The organism is Proteus sp. G2300 (genome assembly GCF_009915965.1).
In the GTDB taxonomy this organism is placed as follows: Bacteria; Pseudomonadota; Gammaproteobacteria; order Enterobacterales; family Enterobacteriaceae; genus Proteus; species Proteus vulgaris.
Window position 1 is genome coordinate 166,556 of record NZ_JAABNK010000006.1, and the last position, 25,647, is coordinate 192,202.

At 34.1% G+C, this 25,647-nt stretch carries 23 protein-coding genes; 10 read left to right on the forward strand and 13 right to left on the reverse strand.

Features of this window, described 5'->3' with window-relative positions:
• The first annotated feature begins 225 nt into the window (after positions 1 to 225).
• Both GWI97_RS05085 and GWI97_RS05090 read left to right on the forward strand, forming a co-directional pair.
• Positions 226 to 1,617 (forward strand): L-cystine transporter, encoded by a 1,392-nt coding sequence (locus GWI97_RS05085; protein ID WP_036937452.1) that lies wholly within the window; start codon positions 226 to 228, stop codon positions 1,615 to 1,617.
• Positions 1,618 to 1,753: 136 nt separating this feature from the next.
• Positions 1,754 to 2,617 (forward strand): hypothetical protein, encoded by an 864-nt coding sequence (locus GWI97_RS05090; protein WP_258868610.1) that lies wholly within the window; start codon positions 1,754 to 1,756, stop codon positions 2,615 to 2,617.
• Between the two features lie 80 nt (positions 2,618 to 2,697).
• Here the strand turns inward: GWI97_RS05090 and htpX are convergent, their stop codons facing one another.
• The 5 genes from htpX to GWI97_RS05115 form a co-directional block, all read right to left on the reverse strand.
• Positions 2,698 to 3,576, reverse strand: coding sequence for a protease HtpX (gene htpX / locus GWI97_RS05095; protein WP_036937453.1), 879 nt, complete (start codon positions 3,574 to 3,576; stop codon positions 2,698 to 2,700).
• A 409-nt stretch (positions 3,577 to 3,985) separates the two neighbouring features.
• Positions 3,986 to 5,338 carry an OprD family outer membrane porin gene (locus GWI97_RS05100; protein ID WP_036937454.1) on the reverse strand — a complete coding sequence of 451 codons (1,353 nt, stop codon included), beginning with the start codon at positions 5,336 to 5,338 and terminating at the stop codon, positions 3,986 to 3,988.
• Between the two features lie 928 nt (positions 5,339 to 6,266).
• The gene (gene prc, locus GWI97_RS05105) at positions 6,267 to 8,327 is read right to left on the reverse strand and encodes a carboxy terminal-processing peptidase (RefSeq protein WP_036937456.1); all 2,061 of its coding nucleotides are present in this window, start codon (positions 8,325 to 8,327) and stop codon (positions 6,267 to 6,269) included.
• Between the two features lie 19 nt (positions 8,328 to 8,346).
• Positions 8,347 to 9,039 carry an RNA chaperone ProQ gene (proQ, locus tag GWI97_RS05110; RefSeq protein ID WP_036937458.1) on the reverse strand — a complete coding sequence of 231 codons (693 nt, stop codon included), beginning with the start codon at positions 9,037 to 9,039 and terminating at the stop codon, positions 8,347 to 8,349.
• Positions 9,040 to 9,134: 95 nt separating this feature from the next.
• Entirely contained in the window at positions 9,135 to 9,632 is a 498-nt protein-coding gene (locus tag GWI97_RS05115; RefSeq protein WP_087802548.1) for a GAF domain-containing protein, read from the reverse strand.
• A 265-nt stretch (positions 9,633 to 9,897) separates the two neighbouring features.
• Here GWI97_RS05115 and yebS point away from each other — a divergent pair, with 265 nt between their 5' ends.
• The 3 genes from yebS to GWI97_RS05130 all read left to right on the forward strand — a co-directional run bounded on the left by yebS (position 9,898) and on the right by GWI97_RS05130 (position 13,888).
• Complete coding sequence (gene yebS / locus GWI97_RS05120; protein ID WP_036937463.1) at positions 9,898 to 11,166, forward strand: membrane integrity lipid transport subunit YebS; 1,269 nt, start codon at positions 9,898 to 9,900, stop codon at positions 11,164 to 11,166.
• Positions 11,108 to 13,426, forward strand: a complete 2,319-nt coding sequence (locus GWI97_RS05125) for a PqiB family protein (protein WP_036937466.1) — start codon at positions 11,108 to 11,110, stop codon at positions 13,424 to 13,426. Before yebS ends, GWI97_RS05125 begins: the two co-directional genes overlap by 59 nt.
• Positions 13,427 to 13,645: 219 nt before the next feature.
• A complete protein-coding gene (locus tag GWI97_RS05130) occupies positions 13,646 to 13,888 on the forward strand; it encodes a DUF1480 family protein (RefSeq protein ID WP_036937469.1) in 243 nt (80 codons plus the stop codon).
• Between the two features lie 303 nt (positions 13,889 to 14,191).
• Here GWI97_RS05130 and GWI97_RS05135 read toward each other — a convergent pair whose 3' ends face one another.
• From GWI97_RS05135 to ftnA, 4 genes are all read right to left on the reverse strand, one after another.
• The gene (locus tag GWI97_RS05135; RefSeq protein ID WP_036937472.1) at positions 14,192 to 14,533 is read right to left on the reverse strand and encodes a YebY family protein; all 342 of its coding nucleotides are present in this window, start codon (positions 14,531 to 14,533) and stop codon (positions 14,192 to 14,194) included.
• A gap of 47 nt (positions 14,534 to 14,580) precedes the next feature.
• Positions 14,581 to 15,477, reverse strand: coding sequence for a copper homeostasis membrane protein CopD (gene copD / locus GWI97_RS05140; RefSeq protein WP_087802551.1), 897 nt, complete (start codon positions 15,475 to 15,477; stop codon positions 14,581 to 14,583).
• Positions 15,477 to 15,869 (reverse strand): copper homeostasis periplasmic binding protein CopC, encoded by a 393-nt coding sequence (gene copC / locus GWI97_RS05145; protein ID WP_036937475.1) that lies wholly within the window; start codon positions 15,867 to 15,869, stop codon positions 15,477 to 15,479. Before copC ends, copD begins: the two co-directional genes overlap by 1 nt.
• Before the next feature lie 450 nt (positions 15,870 to 16,319).
• Positions 16,320 to 16,823, reverse strand: coding sequence for a non-heme ferritin (gene ftnA / locus GWI97_RS05150; protein WP_036937479.1), 504 nt, complete (start codon positions 16,821 to 16,823; stop codon positions 16,320 to 16,322).
• 667 nt (positions 16,824 to 17,490) lie between these two features.
• Here ftnA and GWI97_RS05155 point away from each other — a divergent pair.
• The 3 genes from GWI97_RS05155 to cyaB all read left to right on the forward strand — a co-directional run bounded on the left by GWI97_RS05155 (position 17,491) and on the right by cyaB (position 19,441).
• Positions 17,491 to 17,925, forward strand: coding sequence for a universal stress protein (locus GWI97_RS05155; RefSeq protein WP_036937482.1), 435 nt, complete (start codon positions 17,491 to 17,493; stop codon positions 17,923 to 17,925).
• A 308-nt stretch (positions 17,926 to 18,233) separates the two neighbouring features.
• Complete coding sequence (locus GWI97_RS05160) at positions 18,234 to 18,614, forward strand: DUF2628 domain-containing protein (RefSeq protein WP_161751863.1); 381 nt, start codon at positions 18,234 to 18,236, stop codon at positions 18,612 to 18,614.
• 275 nt (positions 18,615 to 18,889) lie between these two features.
• Entirely contained in the window at positions 18,890 to 19,441 is a 552-nt protein-coding gene (cyaB, locus tag GWI97_RS05165; RefSeq protein ID WP_161751864.1) for a class IV adenylate cyclase, read from the forward strand.
• Between the two features lie 10 nt (positions 19,442 to 19,451).
• Here cyaB and GWI97_RS05170 read toward each other — a convergent pair whose 3' ends face one another.
• Positions 19,452 to 20,237: an aminoglycoside nucleotidyltransferase ANT9 gene (locus GWI97_RS05170; protein WP_036937492.1), complete on the reverse strand. Its 786-nt coding sequence runs from the start codon at positions 20,235 to 20,237 to the stop codon at positions 19,452 to 19,454.
• 749 nt (positions 20,238 to 20,986) lie between these two features.
• On the opposite strand from GWI97_RS05170, the gene GWI97_RS05175 reads away from it, so the two are divergent.
• Positions 20,987 to 22,585 carry a methyl-accepting chemotaxis protein gene (locus GWI97_RS05175; RefSeq protein WP_180978767.1) on the forward strand — a complete coding sequence of 533 codons (1,599 nt, stop codon included), beginning with the start codon at positions 20,987 to 20,989 and terminating at the stop codon, positions 22,583 to 22,585.
• Positions 22,586 to 22,653: 68 nt separating this feature from the next.
• On the opposite strand, the gene GWI97_RS05180 is transcribed toward GWI97_RS05175, so the two are convergent.
• A complete protein-coding gene (locus GWI97_RS05180; RefSeq protein ID WP_123822080.1) occupies positions 22,654 to 23,391 on the reverse strand; it encodes a phosphatase in 738 nt (245 codons plus the stop codon).
• A 303-nt stretch (positions 23,392 to 23,694) separates the two neighbouring features.
• Between GWI97_RS05180 and GWI97_RS05185 the strand changes: the two genes are divergently transcribed.
• Positions 23,695 to 24,129 carry a hypothetical protein gene (locus GWI97_RS05185; RefSeq protein WP_036937495.1) on the forward strand — a complete coding sequence of 145 codons (435 nt, stop codon included), beginning with the start codon at positions 23,695 to 23,697 and terminating at the stop codon, positions 24,127 to 24,129.
• An 84-nt stretch (positions 24,130 to 24,213) separates the two neighbouring features.
• Here GWI97_RS05185 and GWI97_RS05190 read toward each other — a convergent pair whose 3' ends face one another.
• On the reverse strand, positions 24,214 to 25,077 hold the full coding sequence (locus tag GWI97_RS05190; protein WP_036937497.1) for a lipase family alpha/beta hydrolase: 864 nt from the start codon (positions 25,075 to 25,077) through the stop codon (positions 24,214 to 24,216).
• Between the two features lie 163 nt (positions 25,078 to 25,240).
• A complete protein-coding gene (locus GWI97_RS05195) occupies positions 25,241 to 25,600 on the reverse strand; it encodes an antiterminator Q family protein (protein ID WP_036937498.1) in 360 nt (119 codons plus the stop codon).
• Between the last annotated feature and the right edge of the window lie 47 nt (positions 25,601 to 25,647).

Consider the following 25,647-nt stretch of genomic DNA (forward strand, 5'->3'; position numbering starts at 1 on the left):
CTACGATTCTCTATTTATTTATAAATTTTTACACCTTTTTATACCTATTTTCTTGTCTTTATAACTAAACGATTATATAAAAGAATAATTAATTATAAAAAGTTATTAACAATCCTGTTACCCTATAACGAGTTGATGCTGTTATATCCTTTCTTACTATTTAAGAACTCATATCGCATACAATCGTCTAAATTATATAAATAAAGATCTCGTTGGAGAGTTAAGATGAATTTTCCGTTAATCATTAACGTACTCGTCTTTGTTGTGTTATTACTCGTCTTGGCTAAATTAAGTCAACGTCAGTGGAGCCTTTCAAAGAAAGTCCTTGTTGGTTTAGTTTTTGGTGTTGCTTTTGGATTAGCGCTACACGCATTCTATGACTCACATGATCCTATCATTAAAGAATCTATTCTTTGGTTTAATATCGTGGGTAATGGTTATGTCCAGCTATTACAAATGATCATTATGCCATTAGTTTTTGCCTCTATTCTTAGTGCCGTTGCTCGTTTACACCAGGCATCATCGCTAGGTAAAATCAGTGGCTTAACTATTGGTACTTTATTATTTACCACTGCTATTTCTGCATTAATTGGTATTGTCATAGCCAATTTATTTGGATTAACCGCAGAAGGCTTAGTGCAAGGTGAACAAGAAGCACAACGCTTAATTGCACTTGAGCAAAATTACATGGGTAAAGTTTCTGACTTAACCATGCCTCAACTTATCTTGTCATTTATTCCTAAAAATCCATTTGCTGATTTAACAGGTGCAAGTTCAACATCCATTATTAGTGTTGTTATCTTTGCCACTTTCTTAGGTATGGCGGCGCTGAAATTACTCAAAGAAGATCAGCCTCGTGGTGAAAAAGTATTAGTTGCGATTGATTGCTTACAGTCATGGATCATGAAACTGGTTCGCATTGTTATGATGTTAACCCCTTATGGTGTTATGGCGCTGATGACTAAAGTTGTTGCCAGCTCAAATATGCACGACATTATTCAATTAGGAAGCTTTGTTGTTGCCTCTTATGTTGCTATTGGCTTAATGTTTGTGGTTCATGGATTACTGGTCAGTTTTACAGGTTTAAACCCAGTTAAATTCTTCAAAAAAGCGGGACCTTTATTAGCATTTGCCTTTACTAGCCGTTCAAGTGCAGCAAGTATCCCGTTAAATATTGAAACACAAATCAAACGTGTGGGTGTGCCAGAATCTATCGCTAGCTTCTCATCCTCTTTTGGTACAACGATTGGCCAAAATGGTTGTGCAGGTATCTACCCTGCAATGCTCGCTGTCATGGTTGCACCAACCGTAGGCATTAATCCATTAGATCCAATGTGGATTGCTACTTTAGTTGCTATCGTAACCGTTAGCTCTGCCGGTGTTGCGGGCGTTGGTGGTGGTGCCACATTTGCAGCCCTTATCGTTTTACCTGCAATGGGCTTGCCAGTAACATTAGTTGCACTGTTAATCTCTGTAGAGCCATTAATTGATATGGGACGTACCGCGTTAAACGTCAGTGGCTCAATGACAGCAGGTACAATCACTAGCCAAATTATGGGACAAACGGATAAAGCTATCTTCAACCAAGATGAAGAAACAGAACTTACAGTAAAATAAACTTTATCCACCTCTAATGATAAAGCCAGTTCATTTGAACTGGCTTTTTTTGTATCTATATTAAGTGACATATCTTCTATCTATGGTATTTACCAATATCAATAAAAAAAACCTATAAATATAACAAGGTGAAATCGTGCAAAAAATTATGCGAGTTTTGCGAAAGCTCTATAAGTATGAAAACAGTCAGTATGATCCTGAACGACAAGTTTCTCTTTATCATCTTGATGCCCTTTCAGAAAAGGAAAAAAGTATATTATTAGTAGCCAACTGGCAACCTAATGTTATTGAAAAATTTGCGGATCACTCTGATGTTATTAATCAATTAAATACTTTAAAAAACAATCCGTTACTCACTCAAAAGCGTTGTTTAGATGCCTTTGTGGCTGGTGTGGGTGGCAGTTATCTTAGAGGGCGCTCTGTTTTAGGCGCTTTCCATAAATTACAAAATTTGCCATTACATGATTATGATGAAAAGCCGCAATATGCCTGTTGTTGGATTTGTAGTGATAGCAACCAACAAAAGCATATTAATGAGAGTTATTTTCAATATTGCCTCTATTACGGTAATTCTTATACTGGCAATCCCTCTTATGCTTATCTGAATTTAAAGCACTTGCTAACAGTCCCTCCCGTTAACCCAACTCAGGCAGACAAAGAGACCTTTAAGCAATTACTTCATTTATTACGTAACGCCCCTGAAGATGAAACTCCGGGTAAGTTTGAAAAACGATTAAATGAAGCTAAATTAATTTCTGGTGATAAATACACCAAGCGGGGTATTTTACACTCACTTGCTTTAGTGGGTATTATTCCCAATACCTTTATTTCATTATCTTTAAATAGCTGGGCCAATTTCGGTGATATTACCATTGCAGAAAATCAGCTTAATAACACCAAAGGGCGTTCGGATATGGAGATGCCATGGGCAGGATGGAAAGGTAATCTCAAGATTGATGAAGAAAAAACTGTAGCTTATTTTGGGGAATATTTAGATTAACTATATACGCCATAAAAAACGCCCAATACTGTTCATATTGAGCGTTTAAATGTTGGCGTTAATTCATCGCCTTTAATACTTTATTTTAGATACTCACCATTACGTAGTGCTTCAATACGCTTGTCTAATGGTGGATGAGATAAAAATAATTCACTGAATGACTTATTACGGCCATTAATGCAGAAAGCCATCATACTGCTCTCTTCTTGTGGCTCATAGCTCGTTTTTAAACGTTGTAATGCAGCAATCATCTTCTCACGACCAACAAGTTTTGCAGATCCCGCATCCGCATGAAATTCACGGTAACGAGAAAACCACATGGTAATAATGCTCGCCAGAATACCAAACACAATCTCCAATACCATTGAAACCCCCATATAGACCCAAGGGTTACCATTGCTATTTTCGCTCTCTTCATCGCTAGAAATAAAATTAGCAACAAATTGTGCAATAATGCGCGAAATAAAGATAACGAAGGTATTCACAACACCTTGTAATAAGGTCATGGTAATCATATCACCATTAGCAACGTGGCTAATTTCGTGGGCAATAACAGCTTCTGCCTCATCACGACTCATATTGGCTAATAGTCCTGTACTTACAGCCACCAGCGAAGCATCACGACGAGCGCCTGTCGCAAACGCATTAATATCAGGTGCATCATAAATAGCGACTTGCGGCATTTTAATACCGACTTGTTCAGATTGGCGTCTTACCGTATCTAATAACCAGCGCTCTACTTCTGATGTTGGGTTTTCGATAACTTGACCACCCACTGAACGTAATGCCATCCACTTTGACATTAACAGTGAAATAAATGCACCACCAAAACCAAACAAACCCGCCATGATCATCAAACCTTGAACACTGCGACCTTGTACACCAGTTAAAGATAAGATGATCCCAAAAACAAACATTACAGCTAAGTTTGTTAAAAGGAATAACGCAATTCTCATCATATTGATACTGTTCCTATTTTATCTAATTATCACATTGCAAAAGCTATCTTATAAATAAGGCTTTTTTGAATTTTATCAAGTCTTTTAACGTATTTAATACTAAAAACAGTATAACTTTACATTTTGATAAAAAAATAGGATTTAATTACCCACTATTGGCATTATTTAAAACTGAAGAGAGATGAGTGCTCCAAAATAGGCGGGACAACTTTTCGTATTACTTATTTAAAGAGAAGGTTTTGTAACGTTTAATCTAACAATAATAAATTCATCATAAAAGACTGTCCTATTATCGACCCGTTGTATTATCAGCCCCGTTAATTGTATCAGAGATCTTTGTGCACGACTTGTAAGTAATACAAACCGTGCACATGTGATAAGCAATAGCGTGATTAACGCTATAAACTAATTACATTTTAAAACGATATGTGGTTGTCATAGAGCCTGATAATGAATGTGCACGTTGTGAATGACCATCATACAATTTCGGTGTGGTGTAATCATTTTCTTGCTGATGGTGCCAACCGATACCACCACTTAAGGAAACAGAAAGATTTGCTGTTGGTTTCCAATAACTAAATAAACCAAATTGTCCTTGTTTTAATCTTTCACCTGAATAACTGAATTCACTATAGTTAGTGCGCGCACCAACAGACAATTCTTCGTTAACTTTATATGCAGCTTCTAATGCCCCCATAACTTCACCATCACGCACATAGTCAATATCTGCGTAAGCGGGTGAGTTAAAGCGTCCACGAGTATTGCCAATAGGATTACGCGCAAATTGACCAACACCATTCGCTTTTTTCGCATCGGTATAAGTCACACCTGTACGTATCGTCCAAGGTGACTCAGGAATGCGCCATTCCATCGTACCCGCAAAATGCCATGCATCATTATCGAAGTTACGTTTACCTTTATTGGCATCACTTAATGTACGTTTACCATCACTACCATAATCGTGATAATAAACAACACCACCAATAGTCACATCTGAGGTTAATTTATATTTTGCTTCTAAACCTTGTTGGCGGAATACATCATCCGCTTGACCGTAGAAATAAAATACTTTTAACGGTTTGGAGTTGTAATTAATTCCACCGGTCAACACATGATCAATATTGTGTCTAACTCCATTACCATCACTGAAATACATTCTATCAATATTTGGGCTATCACGACGCATTACTTTACCGTCAAGAAACAGTAAATCTAAGCTCCAATCACCTATTGCCGTTTTAGTGGCATAACCATTATAACTGTTTAATGATAAGCGCTGTGAGTTAGTAAAAATACCCGTATTTTTCAGCGTAAACCAACCTGCTTTACCATTAATTAAAACAGGATCTAAATCAAACTTCACTTTTGCGAAACGTTGACCAATTTTGTTATAACCTTTTGCATCACCATCATCATTGTATAGGATTGCACGAGAGGCGAAGTCTTTACTTGCACCTAATTTGATACCACCATAATAAGAGACATCAAACCCGAGAATGCCACCTAAATAACCTGATCTGAAATCTGCTTGGAAGTTTTGCCCCCAAGCATTAGCAACTTGCTTTCTGTAACGTTGCGCTTCTTTATCAAAACGGTTTTCGGTCTTTAGGTATTTCCACATATTGATTGTAGAAAGCTCTAGTTCAGAATCAGAAACAAATGCACTCTCTTTAATTGAGTTTTCCCAATTTCCAGCATTGGCAGCGCTAACAGCTAAAAAGCAAGGGGACAACATAAATAATACTATTCTTTTTACTTTCATTTTAAGTCAACCTGGTTAACAAATATTTGAGTTGATTTATATTGGCTTATATTCAACAAGTTCAACAAAGCACCATTCTTATATTTAGCTAAAAAAACAACTTTTGATTAAACTTCTAGTTACATCAATTCAAATACTAAAGTTATTTTTTGGCATAAAAAATCCAATATGGCTATTTCACCATATTTGTATTTACTCATTTTTTAGCAATGAAAATGCTTTAAGCAAATTATAGGCAATTTGCTATTTAATGATTATTCCTTACTTAGAACATCTACTTCTGAAAATATAATATTTCAGTTTTACATACGACTCTAATAATAGATTTTGAACTAATAGAATAGAAACAACTCATCATTTAGATAAGTTTTCAGCTGTTGCGTCGATGTCTCAAAATGACACTAAATATTTATGTTCTGTATATTATAGTAATTTTATGTCAATTTAAGCGATCATTGTCACAACCTGTTACATTTATTGCAATCAACAACCCTCTAAATGTGATAATAATCACAATAAGCGGCTTATTTATCTTTTTATTTTACTTACCAAACAAAAAACAATCCCATCTCATTATTTGAGAATTTTTTATCTAAACATTAACTTAATATACTTTTACATCTCATAAAACTTATTTGAAATATATTTCAGATTAAAAATCAAGCAACGTAAAGTTAAAATTTAATATTCATATATTAATAATTATTTATATTACAGATGACTTGATAGAGTAAATATTTAAGAAAATAAAAACTCTCAGCCCCCAATCTTGTCCATTGCTTTAAAAAATATCTAGTAACTCACTTTATAAATATTGGTTGGTAATAATAATTTTTATATCTTGATATGTTTAAATATAAAAAAACCCAGTAATTGGCTATCCAACTACTGGGAATAATTTTAAGTATCCGTTTTTGTAACTGATAACTTAATTTAATAGTTTTTTCGGCTTAAGTACCTTTGAAAGATCAACTGCAATTTTTGCAGTTTCATCTAAATAAGGATCAGGACCTTCATAATCCTTAGGTAAATCGTCGAGTGATTTTAATAAAGGTTTACCTTCTAATTTAAAACGCTCATTAATACGATTTAATTTAATAGTTTCTAACTCTTTATTTTCTTTTTCTCTTTCAGCAAAATTCAGAATAACAAATTTATCTTCACCTTTTGCTTTAGCATCATTGTAACGTTTAATATCATCAAAGATGTATGAGAATTCTCTATCATTTGCAATACGTTTAGTATGCAACTCCGTTAATGGCGCTAATGCTGTTTTCAATTTATCTGAATATTCAGATAACTTATAACTTGCTGGAGAAATACTATCCCAAGGTAATGCATTATCTTCAAAGCTTTCGCCCATTTCAGCACTATCAAAACTTGGTAATAATAAATCAGGTGTTACACCTTTAAGCTGAGTACTACCACCATTAATGCGATAGAATTTTTGAATAGTGTATTGTACTGAACCTAAACCAGGCCAATCTGGGCTAAGCATTTGATCGTAAACACGCGTTAGAGGACGATATTGTTGAACAGTTCCTTTACCAAAGGTTTGTTCACCCACAATCAATGCACGTCCGTAGTCTTGCATTGCGGCTGCAAAAATTTCAGAAGCAGAAGCGCTGAAGCGATTTACAATAACAACCAATGGGCCTTTATAGTAAACAACATCATCTCTATCAAAATCTTGTCGCACACGGCCATTATTGTCTCTAACTTGAACCACGGGGCCACTTGGAATAAATAATCCTGATAGTGAAATGGCCTCAGTTAAAGCACCGCCGCCGTTACCTCGTAAATCAATGACTAATGACGAAACATTATTTTTTGCCACTTTCTGTAATTGTGTTTTCACATCATTAGTTAAACCAACATAGAAGCTTGGAATATCCAAAATAGCAACTTTATCACCATTGATAACTTTTTCTGTCAACTTAACCGCTCTGTCTTCTAAGCGGATCTGCTCTCTGACTATCGTGATAGTTCTCGGTTTTGCCCCTTTCTCATCGGAGATAACTTCCAACTTAACTTGGCTACCTTTCGGGCCTTTAATCAAAGCAACAATATCATCAAGTCGCCAGCCAACAACATCTACCATTGGTTTATTTTGTTGACCCACTGCAATAATTTTATCTCCAACTTTCAACTCTTTGCTTTTTGCAGCCGGTCCACCGGTCACCATGGAGTTGATCATAGGATAATCATCATCCATTTGTAATACAGCACCAATACCTTCTAAAGAAAGGCTCATTTCAGAGTCGAATGCTTCTGTATTTCTAGGTGAAAGGTAACTAGTATGAGGATCAATTTCACGGGCAAACGCCGACATAATAATTTGGAAAACGTCTTCACTTTGGCTTTGTGTTTGACGACGTAAAGCGGCTTTATAGCGCTTAGTCAACGTTTCTTTAATTTCACTGTCTGTTTTTTCAGATAATTTCAATGTTAACCAATCGTATTTAACTTTTTCATCCCAAAGCTTATCTAATTCAGCTTGAGTTTGAGGCCATGGCGCTTTCGTCCTATCTACCTCAAACTTATCCTGGCCGGTTAAATCTATTGGCTTATTGATACGATCTAACGCGTACTGAAAACGCTCGAAACGTCTTTTTTGCGCTAAATTGAAAAGATCATAAAGAGGTTGAAGCTCACCTTTTTTTAGGTATTCACCCACTTTGTTTTTTTCTTTATCAAATTGGGCAATGTCAGACGCTAGCAATACATTATGGCTATAGTCTAATAAATTAAGATAGCGATTAAATATCTTTTCAGAAAAGTTCGCATCTAGCGAAAACTGGCGGTAATGAGAGCGTTCAAAACGAGAAGTGACTCGCTCGCTCACAGTAGAGTGCTGTGGCTCTTGCTTTAATTTGGGTAACTGATCAATAGTCACCATTGCTGGAGTGGCTGGTTTCTCAGCCATCACAACAGAAGTGCCTGTTAATACTAATCCGATTGCAAAAGCCACATTTAAAAGTTTGTTCATGCTCTGGTTGGCCTCCGTATCAGAACTTTAAATGTTCCGTGCGTACATTCATTGCCAAACCGTTAGGCAATTGTACACGTACACCCTCTTTTGCTATCTCTAGCACTGTCGCATTCATCACGCTACTACCAACGTTAACTTTCAGCGATTGACCAACAGTAAGAACTGATGTATCTGTGACTGGAATTAACTTTTCAGTATTTTGACGTGGTGCTTTACGAGGTGCTTGAGTTGCTTTCTGAGGACGAGGCTGTCGTTTTTCACCCTCTTTAGGTGGCTGACGACGCGTATTATTTGGCTTTTTCGCTGCCGGACGTTTACTGGTCTCCTTATCACCTTCAGCTTCGCGCTTTTTAGCACGTTGTTCAGCTCTTTGGGCTTGAACGCGTGCCTTGGCTTCTGCTAATTGTGTACGAGCATGTTCAATATGCTCAGCTTCCAGCTCGCCGCAGTCATTACCATCCAAATCGACACGTTTTGCCCCTTCTTTAACTCCATAAAGGTAGCGCCAACTTGAGGTATATAAGCGTAATGCGGAACGTAACTGTGTTTTGCTTAATTCAGCATCATCTTTTAGAGCTTCAACAAGATCTTGAAAAATGCCAACTTTTAAAGGGCGAGCTTCGCCCTCAGCAATAAAACACTTAGGGAAACGTTCAGCTAAAAAAGCGATGATTTCTTTACTACTATTCAACTTAGGTTGATTTTCCATGAAATTTCCTGATTACAACGGTTTTGCCAACCAGCGCAGGCATGAACAAGCGACATTATAATAGTGTTGCCAACAATTTCTATGGCAAACGCCTGTTAACTTACACAAAATTCACAATATTTTGCTGTATGACAAGTTTTTAAATGCTCGCAGAGCACGTCACACAACGCTTTAAGCCCATTTTCATCTTTTTTATCGAAACGATTAAAAATAGGGCTATCAATATCGAGAACGCCGATAATTTGTCCATTCACCTCTAGAGGTAGAACAATTTCAGACTGACTTGCACTGTCACAAGCAATATGTCCACTAAATTGATGAACGTCATCCACTCTTAAAATTCTGTTTTCAGAGTATGCAGTGCCGCAAACTCCTTTTCCAAAACCTATCCTGACACAAGCTATTTTACCTTGAAATGGACCAAGAACTAATGAATCGCCATCATTTAGATAAAACCCAACCCAATTTATCGTATCTAACTTCTCGAAAAGAAGAGCACTGGTATTAGCAAGTGATGCGATAAGATCATTTTCACCAGACAACAAGGCTGACAAATTATCAGTGAGTTCCTGATAAAAAAGCGATTTTGGCATCATTAAACCCTATATACATAACTAAAATAGATAACATACTTGTAATTTAGCCTATTTTATCTTGAGGTTGAATACTCCATTTTCAAGAATTAGGTAAAAAAACGATAATACGCTCTTAACATCTACAAAAAAAATCAGACACTTATTATTGTAAAATGAAAGGCATAAATATAATAAAAATGATAACTTGTGAACCATTGAGTATAGGTACTTTTTTTTAGCTTAATCAAACGATAACTATTAAGAAAGTTAACGTAGGCAAATAATGAGCAACTCTGAGAACGATATCGCAACTAAAGAAATAAAATCAATACGCTGCCAAGAATGTGACCATCTTGTGGCACTACCTCTTTCGCTTAAGCGTGGAGAAGATGCGTATTGTCCACGTTGCCAAGCTAAACTCGCCTCTTATCGAGATTGGTCATTGACTCGTTTATTAATTTTATCGATTACAATGCTTATCTTGGCATCTATTGCATTTACTCAACCATTAATCAAAATTCATCTATTAGGTACAATGATAACAGCCAATGTACTTGATGGTATTCGTATGATGTCAGAGCAAGGCTCTCCACTTACTGCAACGATGGTAGTCTTTTGTGCTGTAGCTGCCCCTCTTAGCCTTCCGATTGCTATTTTATATCTCCACTTAGGCGCACGTTTACGTTTTAATCTACGCCCAGTGCTATTAATGCTTGGAAAATTAAAAGAATGGGTAATGCTAGATGTTTATTTGATTGGACTTGGTGTGGCTACAATAAAATTAGGTGACTACGCTACGGTTTATATTGGCAATGGTTTAATTGCTTTTATTTCTCTAATGCTACTCAGCTTATTGATGCTGATTAATCTTAATATGGACCAACTTTGGCAACGATTTTACCCACAAAAAACAATCCACCAAAGCCCTGCTACATGCCATGCTTGTCATTATCATTTTAAAAAAATGCCTTCAACACATTGCCCTCGTTGTAAATCTTGTTATACCCGAAGACAACCAATGAGTTTACAAAAAACATGGGCTGCATTAATTACAGCAATTATTTTATTATTACCTGCAAATTTATTGCCTATTTCTATTTTTTATTTAAACGGTCAACGTACCGAAGATACCATTTTTTCAGGTGTCATAGCCTTAGTAAATTCGGGTAATACCCCTATTGCCATTATCGTTTTTATTGCCAGTATTTTTGTACCTTTTTTCAAAATTATTATCATGCTGGGATTATTATTGAGTATTCACTTTAATTCCCATCTTGATCCTCTATTTCGTATGAAGCTATACCGTTTTGTCTCTTGGATAGGACGCTGGTCAATGCTTGACCTCTTTGTGATCGCACTGATGATGTCATTAATTAATCGAGATCAACTGATGACGTTCACAATGGGCCCAGCGGCTTTTTATTTTGGTACTGCGGTTATTCTTACTATCCTTGCCGTTGAATGGTTGGATAGTCGTTTACTATGGGATACTTATGCAACACGAAGAAAACGACGTTCAGGAAATACAAGCCCAAATACGCCGCAAGCGTAGAATTTCAACATTTTGGCTACTCCCTGTTATCGCCATTTTTATTGCAAGTTGGTTGCTTTTCCAACATTGGCAAGATAAAGGCATACAAATTACGATTGATTTTCAATCTGCTTCAGGGATTGTTTCTGACAGAACACCTATTCGCTATCAAGGCGTTGACATAGGAATAGTTAAAGATATCACCCTAAGCGATGACTTACGTCGAGTTATTGTTACTGCTGATATACGAAAAGATCTCGCCACCGCATTGCGAAAGAATACACAATTTTGGCTTGTCACACCTAAAGCGAGCTTATCTGGTGTATCAGGGTTAGATGCGTTAGTGGGGGGGAACTACATCAGTATGTTACCCGGTGACGGCGAAAAGCAGTTTAAATTTATTGCTCAAGAAATTCGCCCCCAAGCAAATATTGATAAAAATCAGCAATTAATTACTTTGACAGCAGATAAATTAGGATCACTCAATGTTGATTCTCAAGTTTATTACCGTCAAGTTCCCGTAGGGAAAGTTTATAGTTACGCAATTCGCCCTGACAACCAAGGTATTTTTATTGAATTAAGTATTGATAAACAATATGCACACTTAATTCGCCAAGATAGCCATTTTTGGAATGTCTCTGGGTTTCAAGGTAATTTTAATCTAAAGAGTGGCGTATCGGTTAAAATGGAAAGTGTTTCTGCTTTAATTAACGGTGCAATAGCCTTTGATTCTCCAGAAAATAGCCTCCCCGCACAAGAGAATCAACAATTTGTTTTACAATCAGCAACATCTGTCGAAGCAGGTAAAGCAATCTATGGTGAAGATGGGTTAATTCTTTCTCTAACTAGTGAAGAAAGTTGGGGAGTCGATGCAGGACAACCTATTCTTTTTAGAGGTATTACTATTGGCCAAGTTATTCAACGTAATATCAGTGATGATGGTGTTATCTTCGATGCGATTATCGCTCCTGAATATAAACATTATATTTATGAAAATAGTAAGTTTGTTGCTAATAGCCGAATAAACGTCAATATGGGCCTGAATGGTATTGATATTCAAGGTGCCTCTCCTCAAGAATGGCTTGAAGGCGGTATTCATCTTATTCAAGGTAATCAAGGCACGCCCAAAGAGCAGTACCGCCTTTATCGCAATGATTTTTTTGCTAAAGCAAGTATCAATGGTAATGAATTACCAGTGACATTAACGCTAAAAGCCTCAAGCCTTCCTGGTATTCAAAAAGGCTCTGTCGTGCTTTATCACCAATTTCAGGTTGGTGAGATCACGGATGTCAGACCGTTGATGGATGAGTTTGATATTGATGTTTATATTTCTAAGCAATACCGCCATCTTCTCACTGAAAAGAGTGTTTTCTGGACTGAAGGTGCTGCAAAAGTTTCTGTCAATGGTTCAGGATTAACCGTTGAAGCCACACCATTAAATCGGGCATTAAAAGGTGCTATCAGCTTCGATAACTTTGAAAATATTAATAATAACGTTTCACGTTATAAACTCTATTCTTCAGAAACCAGTGCTCGTGCTATTGGTGCTCAAATAACTTTAAAAACTTATGATGCCAGTAAACTTTCTGAAGGTATGCCTATTCGTTATTTAGGCATTGATATTGGTCAGGTCGAATCTCTGATCCTCTCACCGGATAGAAAAGCGGTAACTGTCTCAGCAGTCCTCTACCCTGATTATGTGAAAACATTTGCAAGATCAGGTAGTCGATTTGCCGTTGTCACGCCAGAATTAACGGCGTCCGGACTAGATAATCTCGATTCCCTTATTCAACCTTATATTAAAGCTGAGCCTGGTAATGGTGGTGTTTATCGTCAATTTGAGCTTCAAACATCTAACATTACAGACTCACGCTACCTTGATGGATTAAACCTTGTCTTAAATGCCACAGAAGCTGGCTCAGTACAAATTGGTACACCTATTTATTATCGAGGTCTTGAAGTTGGTGCCGTGACTGGTCTTGAGTTAGGAAACATGTCCGATAGAGTCTTAATCCACATTCGAATTAGTAAAAAATATCAATATCTTGTTAGAAATAATACCGAATTCTGGCTCTCTTCTGGCTATAACTTCTCATTTGGTTTAACGGGTGGCGTTATAAGAAGTGGAACCTTTAAACAATTTATACGCGGAGGTATTACATTTGCGACCCCACCTTCCACACCATTACAAGCAAAAGCGAAACAGGAACAGAATTTCATTTTAAATGCAAAAGAACCTAAAGATTGGAACGAATGGGGAACTGCAATACCCAAACCATAAAATAAGATAATTCCTCCTTGTTCCACGCTAGTTATTTAGAACGGATCACAAAAAATGATCCGTTTTTTTTATTTTCAAAATATATTTTGGAAATAGATTCCATTTATACTATGCTTAATTCTGTTTGGTTAAAAAGCATTATTTACAATAAATGCCCCCCCAAAACACAACGGAACACAACGGAACACAACAGAACATCGCCTACACTGGAGTGATAACATGAAGAAAATAACGTTAAAAATTGCTTGCTATGAAATTGAAGATATTACGTTGAAACACTCTTCCGATAATCAATTAGCTTATATTCATATTCCATGTGATTATGATACAGAGTTTTGTATGCAACTGGATGGATGGGATGAAAACACGAGCATTCCAGCTCAATTGAAAGATAAAAATATTCTGCTTTATCGTCATGCTTATGACAAAGAAAACCATCATTGGATTCTAAAAGTGGCATAAGAGATGCTAAAGCGAAATAAAAAAAGCCAGATAAATCATTTATCTGGCTTAGGGAAAAGGCTCATTACGAGCCGTGCGCTAAAAAGTCATTACTGATTACTACGTAAACAAAAAATTGTGGACTAACTCAGATCTTTCTATTTCACAACCTACTGTTAAATATTAGCTAATAATATGTAAAAATCTAGTGAATAACTTAATAGCACACTCTTATCTATTCAAAAAAACAGCACCAATAAAATTTTTTATTTAAATCAATGCAATAAAAAATAAAAATACCATCTTTAATAATTAATCATTTGATTAATTACTCTCGCAAAGTTGTTTAAATGCCTCTTGAATGGCTTCGATTGATTTTTTCTTTTCAGGAGAATTAGGATCGGGAAGCAAAATAATATCAATTAATTGCGCCTTAACTTTCCCACTTTCCATCTGTTTCATTGCAATTTCATTAAGTGGATACTGGACTAATGTTGCTGGATTAATCACAAACCAAGCGCCATCCGCACGACAATTAAGCATCACTTCCTCTCGTGTAAACGGCCAGTCATCACCAAATTGAAGCTTGCTCACAGTCGAAATTGGTGCGGAGAATGCTTGAAAAGAGAAAAGCATTAACATTCCCGCTAATACAAAACGTTTCATGTTTATATCTCACTTAATAAATTAGATTTTTACGATTATATAACAATCTATACTGGTGAGTTAATCGCAAAGATAGCAACAGTAAAAATAACCATAGTTCCAAGTAATAATTCAAACCAGCTATTAATTAACAACCATTGAAAGTTATTTTTCTTACGAATATGAGGTACCAAAACATAACGATTAATTACCGCTAGGCCTAGCATTAACATAACTAAGCTAATTTTAAGCCATAACATGCTTTGATATTCTGATAATTGGTGAATTGTAGGCCAGCCCGGAATTAGCATAACCGCACTAATAATACCAGTGATGATAACTAATAAAACAGCAATATGACCAAATAGTGAAAACCGCTTCATTGTGCCAATGATAGGCTTGATCATCCCTTCTGCAAGCTCATCTTTATTACGTAGAAATTGTAAGCAAGCAACAAATGGCCATAAACCGCCAAACCAATATGCGGCACTGATGAGATGAATACTTTGATTAATCTTATAAAAAGTTGCATCTGAACCTGTAAACATAGCACCATGACCAATAGAGGCATGTAAGATCAACATAATTGAAGCAACAATTAATAAAGAGAAATTACGAATATAACGTTGGTGTATAAATAATACAGCTAAAGCAAAAGTTGCTAATACCAATTGCCATTGCCAAATCTGACCAAATGAAGTACCTAATACCGCTTTCCATATTTCCAGTGACCAAGCATCCTCCCATCCGTCCCCCATAATACCAGATTGTAAAGCCATCCATAAATAAGTCGTAATAAAGACCGTAATAGTGCTGATGGCTAATGCTGGGCGCAAACGAACTTGAATGAGAGGAATAAACTTATCTTTTGTCAGAATGGCAGCCGAGAAGCTCAGTCCAAACATAAACATGACTGCCACAAAATGAAAGAAACGGCATAAAATATAAACGTCTTCAGGTGTCATTATTTTACACTAAATTGATAAGAACCTTTTGTCTTGTGCCCATCAACAGAAACCACATTCCAATCAACTAAATAATTACCTTCAGCTAAATCACTTTCTAACGGTAGTAATAATTTAGTATTGTTTACAGGATCTAAGCTCAATTTCCCTACAGTAATCTCTTTGCCGTCGGTATTCGTCACTTTGATTTTACTAAATGCAAGTTCAATACCTTCAGAAAAATCTAATGTGATAACTTTAGGTGCTTGAGACTGCTCAATAGCCGCACCTTCAGCTGGTAACTGAGATTTTAGTTGTGCGTGTGCTAATGCTTGTTGATACGACATACCTAGGAATAAAACCGCAATAGCAGATAATTTACCCCAAGATGTCTTAAGTGTATTTAATGACATAATAACCTCTTAAATTACAGGTGATTTTTTTATTTATGAAAATATTTTATAGCAAATTCACGTCAAGATCTCCGCTTCTTCCTATTAGAAATAAAAGGTTGTGAACTAGCACTCAAAATATATGTTATTTAGCGCAGATTCTGTTTCAAATATCACTCATTTTTACACTTCAAAAAAATATAATACCCACATTGACAGTCTAAACAGTTCAATACATAACCAAATTAAGTTAAATGTAAAATAAACATCCTGTTTAAATAACATCCAAAAGATATATCCAGGATAAAAAACATACAATTAATAGAGAAAGAAATAAGGCTGTGAACTAATGCTGAGTAATAAAAAACGCCCTACTGTTTATTTCCAGCAGAGCGTTATCATTATATTTATGTATTTTATTAACTTAAGCCTATCTTAATTATTATCTGCAACGTAGTGCTTTGCTAATTATTAAACATGTGCAGATGTTGATAATGTGTTCAGATCTTTATCTAATAAGAATAAAGCCTTACCGCTATCACCAACCATCGCCAATTTATCCAAAATTGATTTAAATAATTTCTCTTCTTCATGTTGCTCAGCAACATACCATTGTAAAAAATTAAACGTTGAATAATCCTGAGTGGTCATTGCAACATGAGCTAATTTATTAATTTCAGCTGTAATCTGTTTTTCATGCTCGTAAGTTTTCTCAAACAACTCAGCGAGTGATGAGAATTCTGAAGGTGGTGCTTCAATCGCACCGAGTAAAGGCATCGCCCCTGTATCACTCAAATAATCAAATAGGCGATGCATATGTTCCATTTCTTCACGAGAATGGGCTTTTAAAAATTTAGCTGCACCATCAAATCCTTTATCGTCGCACCAAGCACTCATTTGCAAATAAAGATTTGCTGAATAAAACTCTAAATTTAGCTGTTCATTCAATTTATTGATCATATCTTGATGTAACATATTTTACGTTCCTTACGATGAAAATTAACATTACAGATATTATGCACACTTAAAAATAAAAATATAGTTATTTAAATAGAGTTTTTTTATTTTTTTCAATCAATTAGTTCGTAATAAAAATAAAAACCAATCTCATTTGTAATATAATTTTATTATTTTATTAAAAGCTAAATGCTACTTGTTATCATTAAGATAAAACCATCAGACAAATTCCCAAAAACCCCATAACATATTGTAATAAATAGATATTATCTTTACTCCCAATAACTAATATGTACTTTTTATATTATGGATATTTTTAAATTTTATAAAGTAAAAACTTAAACAGTTATATTAAATATTATTTTTTAAGAGTTTAGTTTATTTATATAATAGCATTTCAATTTGCATGCACGCTCATTTTGGTTAGATAGCAAAACATTTTCTTACCTAGTAACCAACCTACTTTTTAATAACTATTTCTATTTGACTCTATTACACAGTTATTCACTTAAATTGCTACATTTTTCCATGTAAAAAAATACATAACTCTCAAAAAATAAAAATATTTCTAATTTTTGTACAGTTTTTGCTTTTGACTGATAAGATTAGTAGGTAACTCACATGTGTATGTACAAGTAATTAGTATTAAAGCCCTAATCATAATAAAGGTTAATTAGGAGCCACTATGACAAAAACAGTGTTAGTACCCGTTGATTTTACAGAGCTTGGTTTATTGGACAAGGTTGTTTCTCATCTAAAAGCATTGTCTGTCGCCGATAAACTCAATATTCATTTTTTATCCGTGATCCCAAGTTATGAGTCTTTTGTTGGATTCGCATTTGCAGGGCAAGACCGACTCGCAAGTGATAAACAACGTATTGAAATTGCATTATCTACATTAAAAGAAAATTTATCGCATATCGACATTCCTAACAGTACCTCTCAGTTTTATATTTCCATTGGGAATCCTCGCGATAAAATTTTAGAGACGGCGAAAAAAATTCAAGCAGAGCTCATTGTTATTGGTTCTCGTAACCCTGGCATGAAAACGTATCTTCTCGGCTCAACGGCATCTTCTGTCGTTAGCTACGCTGAATCATCAGTGCTAGTTGTGCGTTAGTTGCTTACTTTATTCCTTCATAAGAAATCTGGTACAAGCTATCAACCAGATTTCTTATTCTTTCTTCCGTCAAGCAAACTCAAGTTAATATTTTATTTTATCATTTATATTTTCAAGACCGGTTATTAACAATATATTCTTAAACAATAAGATTATTATTAAAAAATAAAAAACATCTTGCATTAATGGTTATTATATAAATGTCTATAATTTCTTAAAAATTTTATATTGTTCATCTTGTGAATTTATGTAAAGATACATTTTTTCTATAAGACTAAATGTAATCAATACAGGTAAAAGGAATTAACATGAATAAAGAGTATTCTGAAAAATGGCAAGAACGTTTTTCATTTTTTGATAAATATGGTTCACCTAAAACACCTGAATTTAAAGTCGCTTATAAAGAACTTTCCTTTGGTAAACGTATTCTTATTGGAATGAATATCTGGGCCTTTTTCTTTGGTTTTATTTATTTTCTTATTTTAGGTTTATGGCGTAAGGCATTAACATTATTTGCTATTAATATTGCTGTTTTTACTATTATCGGCTTCTTACCTGTAAATAATGGTGTAATCAATGCTGTCGGTATTGCTATTAATATTTTATGGGCAATAACGGCTAACCACGCGTACTATTTGAAAGAAACCAAGAATGACCAAAGCTGGAACCCTTTTGAAGGTATCCTATAATAATATTTCTATAATAATCTCACAGGGATACCCCTCTCTGTGAGGTTTTATCCCTCCTCTATTTCTTTCTTGACGGACAACCCTCTATTACCTTCTTTTCTTTCATAAAGATTCTATTTTAACTCGACTAATATGATTTATATAAATGGCACTAATGCTTTAATATTAATATCCTTGATATTATAGATATTGAAATCACATGAAAAATTCATTTTTCTAATCAAAGAAAATTCAAATCAATGCTATAATATGTTAACTAAAATTAGGAAAAAATTATGTCAGAACACTTTCAAGGTAAGTTTGAAGTAGAACTAAAATATCATCTTCAACATCCCGAAGAGTTTATTACAGCATTAAAAAAAGCGGGTGCAACATTATTTACACCTAATAATCAAGAAACAGATTGGTATATGGAACATACTCACACCAATTTCCCGGCCTCAAGCATAAGTTTGTGTGTGAGAAAAATGTTGCCTTCAGGCATAAATCTTCTTATCGTTAAAGGCCCTGATTTATCACAATGTGAAGCTGTACGTATAGAAAATGCAGAGAAAACGGTCTCCATGTTCACCACTCTTGGCTATCACTGCCTTCTCAATTATACAAAATCAAGAGAAATCTATTTTTTAGGTGAGTTTCATATCACTATTGATAAATTAGATAATATAGGATCATTTGCGGAGTTTGCTATTATGACAGACGATAAAAATAAACTTCCTTTATACGCGACACAATTACAAAATTTAGCAACACAGTTTGGATTTACAGAAAAAAATCTTGAAAAAAATAACTATAAAACACTTATGCTAAATTATCTCAAATCGTAAACAAGTTTATTCAATCTGTAACCAGATCATTTTTTATTAAATATACATTTTTAATTTGAATGGAAAAATATTCAATAATTAATGGTAATAACTCCTTATATTTTGTCCATTCAACATTATTTCCATACAAATAAGCGTCTCTTGCAACTGTCATCACTTCAATAAATTTATTAGGCATTCTATTGATCGCCCAATCCGCTGCAGTATCCTTTGATATAAACTGCCCCGTACTCATCGTAAACCACATTCTTGCAAGCGTTAAAAGAACATTGCGCTCATCACCTTCAATAGAAGAAATTATATTAGGCAGAGAATCTAATAGTGCTTTTCTTATTTGCTGGTTATTAATTTTAGGTAATATAACATACTCCCCCCAAAGAAGTTTTACCTCTTTCTGAGCTTGTGCCAACATCAATGTATATTCAGGATCCTCTGAGCTATTATCACTCAGTCCTTGTTCCAATGTATCTCGTAACCACTCTCCATAAATAAACTCACACCTAGCAGGATATTGTAAGTTATGTAATAGATGGCTAACAAACATCACGATCTCTAAAGGCTTACGCCCAAACTTATCATAAGGATAGTGTCCTGAAATAGATAATAGATCGGTGTTCAGTAAATTTTTTTCTTCTTTAGTCAAAGGGGATTTAATGATCACAAGAAGGTCAATATCACTGTTTGGCCTAAGTCCTCCAGAAACAGATGAACCATGCAAATAAATTGTATTCAATTTAGTTCTAAGAATTTTTTTTAATACATTAACAACCTGTTGAATTTGAAATGGTGCATCCACAGAGAACTGTCCTCTCAACTATCTTATGCAGAAAAGATATACATTAATAATTATGAGTTATGAATAACCTTATCTAACCCCAAAAGTACAGTATATATAAATAACATCTTTAATCAAAAGATAACGTTAACTCCATTTTTATAATATTTTTATACGAATTATCTACTATTTTTCAGGTATTTAACTTTAAGAAATAAGTTAGCATCACTTAATTCAAATTTTTATATATCATTAATGTTATTGGTAAAATAACACTCAATATAAATGGAAGACGCATACCTTCTATTTATAGTATTTTTTATTTTATTAATAGAAATACTGACATAATTAAAACCTAATTGTTTAAATTACAAATATTTAAATCACATTAAATTAATAACAAATCAACAAGTTATCAATAATTAATTAAAAAAGACTTTTTACAGCCTCCTTATGCTTTTTTAAATTTCCAACTATTAAATTAAATTTAATAAAAATCAACATGTTATAAGCCCCATTAACCCATTTGAAAAATTTATCAATAAGGGTAATAAATAACCATAAAGAATATTTATAAAATGCCGATACTCTTCTTTAGTATTTGAAAAAATCAAAAGGATATATGGCATTAAATCAAAGAGTGTTCTAAATACTTATTTTCACTCATTCTTAGCCATTCTTTGTCGATACCAATTACAGGAAGTAAAAATAAAACTTAAAAATCAATAAATTGTACAGTTATATTTTTATCAAAAAGGAAATAACTATTCATGTTTAAGAACTTCAAACAACGTTATTTGCCAAACGTCTCTTTTAATATGTCGAGTTTAAAAACAACCACCCTAGTTTGGCTTATTACAGGATCCTTAATTTTACTTCTTGGTTTAGCCTGTGTTTTATTTCTTTCGTCAGTAAATGATTACAGAAGAAATTTAAACACACTGAACAATATCTATAGCGAACAATCACTATTAAATAACACTTGGGAAAATCTTCTACAAACACGCAATACTTTAAATAGAGCAAGCTCCCGCCATTTATTGATTATTAATAAAATGGCTACTGCAAATACTGATATTTCATCTTTATTACAACAAACCAAAGAAAAACTACAACATGTTGAAAATTCATGGAAAAGTTTCAAAAATGCCCCCCATAACATTAATAATGAAAGCGATATTCAACAATTAGAACAAAAATATATTGAGCTTAATGCTGCACTCATTGAATTTTTAGCCTTTTTAGAACAAGGAAAAACATATGAATATTTAAATCAACCTACACAAACTTACCAAGATAATTTTGAAAAAGCATACACCAACTATCATCAACAACTACAAAGCCATTACACTGCATCATTGAATGAAGGTGAATTGCTGTACGATAAAATTATTTATAGCTTAATTGTCATCACAATTCTTATTGTGATCTTCTCTTTTTTAGTGCAATTCGTATTACGAAAAAATTTTATTTCACCTTTAAATGCTATTGTGAAGAATATTGAAGATATCAGTAATGGTGAGTTAGCAACCAAGATCACGACAAAAGGTTTGTTTGAAATAAATATTCTCACTGTAAATATTGAAAAAATGCGAGATCAAATAAAACAGATAGTTAATGATATTAATCACAGTTCTGGCCTTATCAATTCTGAATTAAATGATATTTCTGTTATGAACAATAATCTTGCTATTCGTGTTGAACAACAATCAGCCGCAGTACTTGAAACGTCAGCAGGAATAAGACAGTTAAGTGTGACGTCAAAACAGCATGCAGAAAATACCCAAGCATCATGTGAGCTTGTGACAAAAGCAGATTCTATGATCCATCAAAGTAATGAGATGCTGGCTAATGTGGTTGAAAATATGCATGAAGTTGTCACATTCTCTGAGCAAATTAATGATATTACATCAACAATTGACAACATTGCCTTTCAAACTAATTTATTAGCGTTAAATGCTGCTGTAGAAGCTGCAAGAGTAGGTGAGCATGGAAAAGGTTTTGCAGTGGTTGCAAAAGAGGTTCGCGAATTATCTATTAGCTGTAATTTAGCATCAAAAGAGATAAAAGTGCTTGTTGCTAATTCAAGTAAAAAGATAAATCAGTGTTTTCAATTGGCGGCTGACGCAAACGATAATATGGTGGATATTTCTAAACATACCGAAAATATCAATGAAATGATCCACGATATTTCTATTTCAACCAATGAACAAAGTAATGGTATTGCTCAAATTGAAGATGCGATCAATCAATTAGACCAAACAACACAAGCTAACGCCACAATGACAAGGGAGTTAGTAAGTTCATTAGATTCCTTACAGACACAATCAGATCAATTAAAACAAGCGTTAACCGTTTTTCATCAATAAAAAAACGTAGCTTATTCAATAGAAAGTTATCCTAAGATAGCTTTCTATTGCTAATATAAATAAAGGCATTAAAAATGATTAAATTCAGGAATTTCTTTCTTGCCATGTGATTTTAAAAAATCCAGCACTCTTCTTGGGGTTATGTTTAATATACGTTCTTCAGGAAAATCTATTTGAGTTAATACTTCTAATACTCTGTCAAATTTCCCTAATGAAGAAGCAATATGAGAATCAGATCCTAGAGCAATCAATCCACCGGCATCACGAACTTCTTTAGCTATTTCTATGCAGTTTTTCTCACTTCCTACCCTAGAATGAATAAATGATGAATTATTCATTTCTAAAGCAACATGACAAGCAGCTGCTACTTTTGCAACTTCAGCAAAATCAATTGGATATTTCGGGTTTCCTGGGTGAGTTATCATTTGAACAGCACCACTTGTTATTGTCGCGATCAAAGCCTTTGTATTATCCACAATACCTAATGAACCCATCACCGGCTCGTGAAAACCAGCAAGCACAATATCTAATTTCTTACTCATTTTCTCACTGCAATCTGTTTCACCTTTAATATTTTTAATATTTGCTTCTATACCATAAAGAATACCCACACCATCAATCATTCGAGGGATCACTGGTAAGTTAGAAAAATGCCATTCATGGGGAGCATCGTCCATATCAGGACCATGATCCGTTATTGCAAATAATTTAATTCCCTGCTTTTTTGCTTGCTGAAAATATTCACTCACCGTACTGTAAGCGTGTGTACTAGCAATAGTATGAGCATGTAAATCAACGGGATACATAAATAATTCCTTCCTAAAAAATACCCTAAGATCATTTATAAGAGGGGTCTTCTTAAAAAATAGGATCTACCCAAAATCAATAGACTAAAATAATAAAAATGTGAGATAGCTCATAAGGTGCTATTTTTACGTTTATCTTACACAAGCAAGAAATGAAGATAAACTTTGATAAGTCTGTTTTTAATCTCTAACATGTTATTTAATATCAATTAGATAATTAATATTTCACTTTAATACTATACACAATAATTTTGAAAATACATTGTATAATGCTTTTTCATTTTAACTTCACAAAGGTAAATTATGTTCAGCTATCCCGCAGTCGCTCATTATGATGACGAAAGTGAAACCTACGAAATTACTTACCGTGATTTTGATAATATACATGCTGTTGCTTATACGGAAGATGATATTGAACTGGAAGCCTCTGATATTTTGCATGTCGGCCTTGAGGAATTTATTTCAAGTAAAATACCCATTCCTGCCCCCTCAAAAGCACAGTCTGGTGATTTTATTGTTTACTTACCTGTAATCAGCTGTTTGAAAATTGCATTGCATAATGCGATGTTGGAAACCAAGACAAAAAAATCCGATCTTGCAAGAAAAATGAATTTAACTAGCGCACAAATAGAGCGTTTACTCGAAATTAATCAATCATCAAAAGTAGATAGCTTAGAGCAAGCTCTTTATTTATTAGGTTATGATATTTCTATTAGCGTTAATAAAAACACAAATTAATAATGTTAGAAATAAAAATGGCTCTAATAAAATTAGAGCCATAGTTTATGTTATTTCATATTCCACAAGCGTTGTTATTGGAAATTATAATTTTTTACTTGCTAAGAATTTCGCATGATTAGTATAAATCGCAATAATATCTTCACCACGCCCCACTAACCCAGCAACTTGATTGACCATATCTAGGTGATCTTCAGCATAATCATCTTTAACTAATTTACCTAATCGCATACTCGTTCGACCAACTAAACCATCATTTTGACGCTCTATGAAAAAAGCACTTAATACACGCATTGCAGCATGTGTCGGATCCAATAAATTACTTTTTTCACCAGCAATCAATCCTTGAATATAACTGCCAAATGAGTAGTAATGCACGCCATTAACGACCTCTTTACCTTCGCCTCCACGAAGCTCAGGTAGCCCTTGTGGATATTTTTTATTAAATTCCGTTACATTCTCAGTCGTTAATGCTTCTAATGCAGCGATAGCATCTTGTGGATTGCCACGATTTCCAGAGAATGTAGAAATAATTGTACCAATAGCTTTCATAACAGCATCTACAATATATTCTGGCACACTGTCTTTGCGCATAATACGTCGTACTAAATCAGCAATTTCTGATCCATGGTTTACGCCGTTCACAGAGGTCACAGAGGCGATATTTTTGGCATATTTCGCTGCAACATAACGACAAGCTAATGGCCCTTGGCTATGGCCAATTAAATTGACTTTTCTCACTTTTGTTTCTTTTAGAATTTTTTGCACAAATTCCCAAAGTTGCTCACCACGAACTTCGTTAGAATTAAATGCAGAAAGAGAGGCGGTAAAGACTTTATTCCCTTCTTTTTCTAATGCATCTGCGATGCCATAAAAATAAGGATAACCGACGATATCATCAAAACCAGATAATCCATGAACTAAAATAATTGGATATGTAGTTGACATATTTTCCACTCCTTGGGTTTAAGTTAATTTATTTGCTAAACATCCTGTTAGCAATACTTATAACAATCAGTAGAATACAAAATTCACAATATGAAATTATATTTTTACTCTTTATTTTTATAAGTGTTTATTAGAATAAACTATAATTTACGATCGTAAAGTCTTATTTTAATCGTTTTATATTTTCAATTTTCATATAAAAAATCAACATCCCTTCAACCAAACCTTCTGCTTTTTTCAATTTTTTTCCAATATATGTATCTGAACATTTTTCATATTTCGCAAGCTCTATAAAAGTTTTTCCAAAAACGTAATAATTAATAAGTAGCTGATAATCCTCTTTATTATATATCATCAACATTTTCATTAAATCGTTTATTATATTTGCTTTATGATGAGTACATTGTTTTCTTAGTTTTATTTTTTCTGGGATAGTTTTCTTTTTATTTAATAAACAAAAAATAATGGGATCATTAGCAACCCACGCTCCCCACTCTTCAAGTATTTTTGAAATATTTTTCATCTCAACATCCTTATTCTTTCAAAAAATGATAATTGCATCCTGCAACC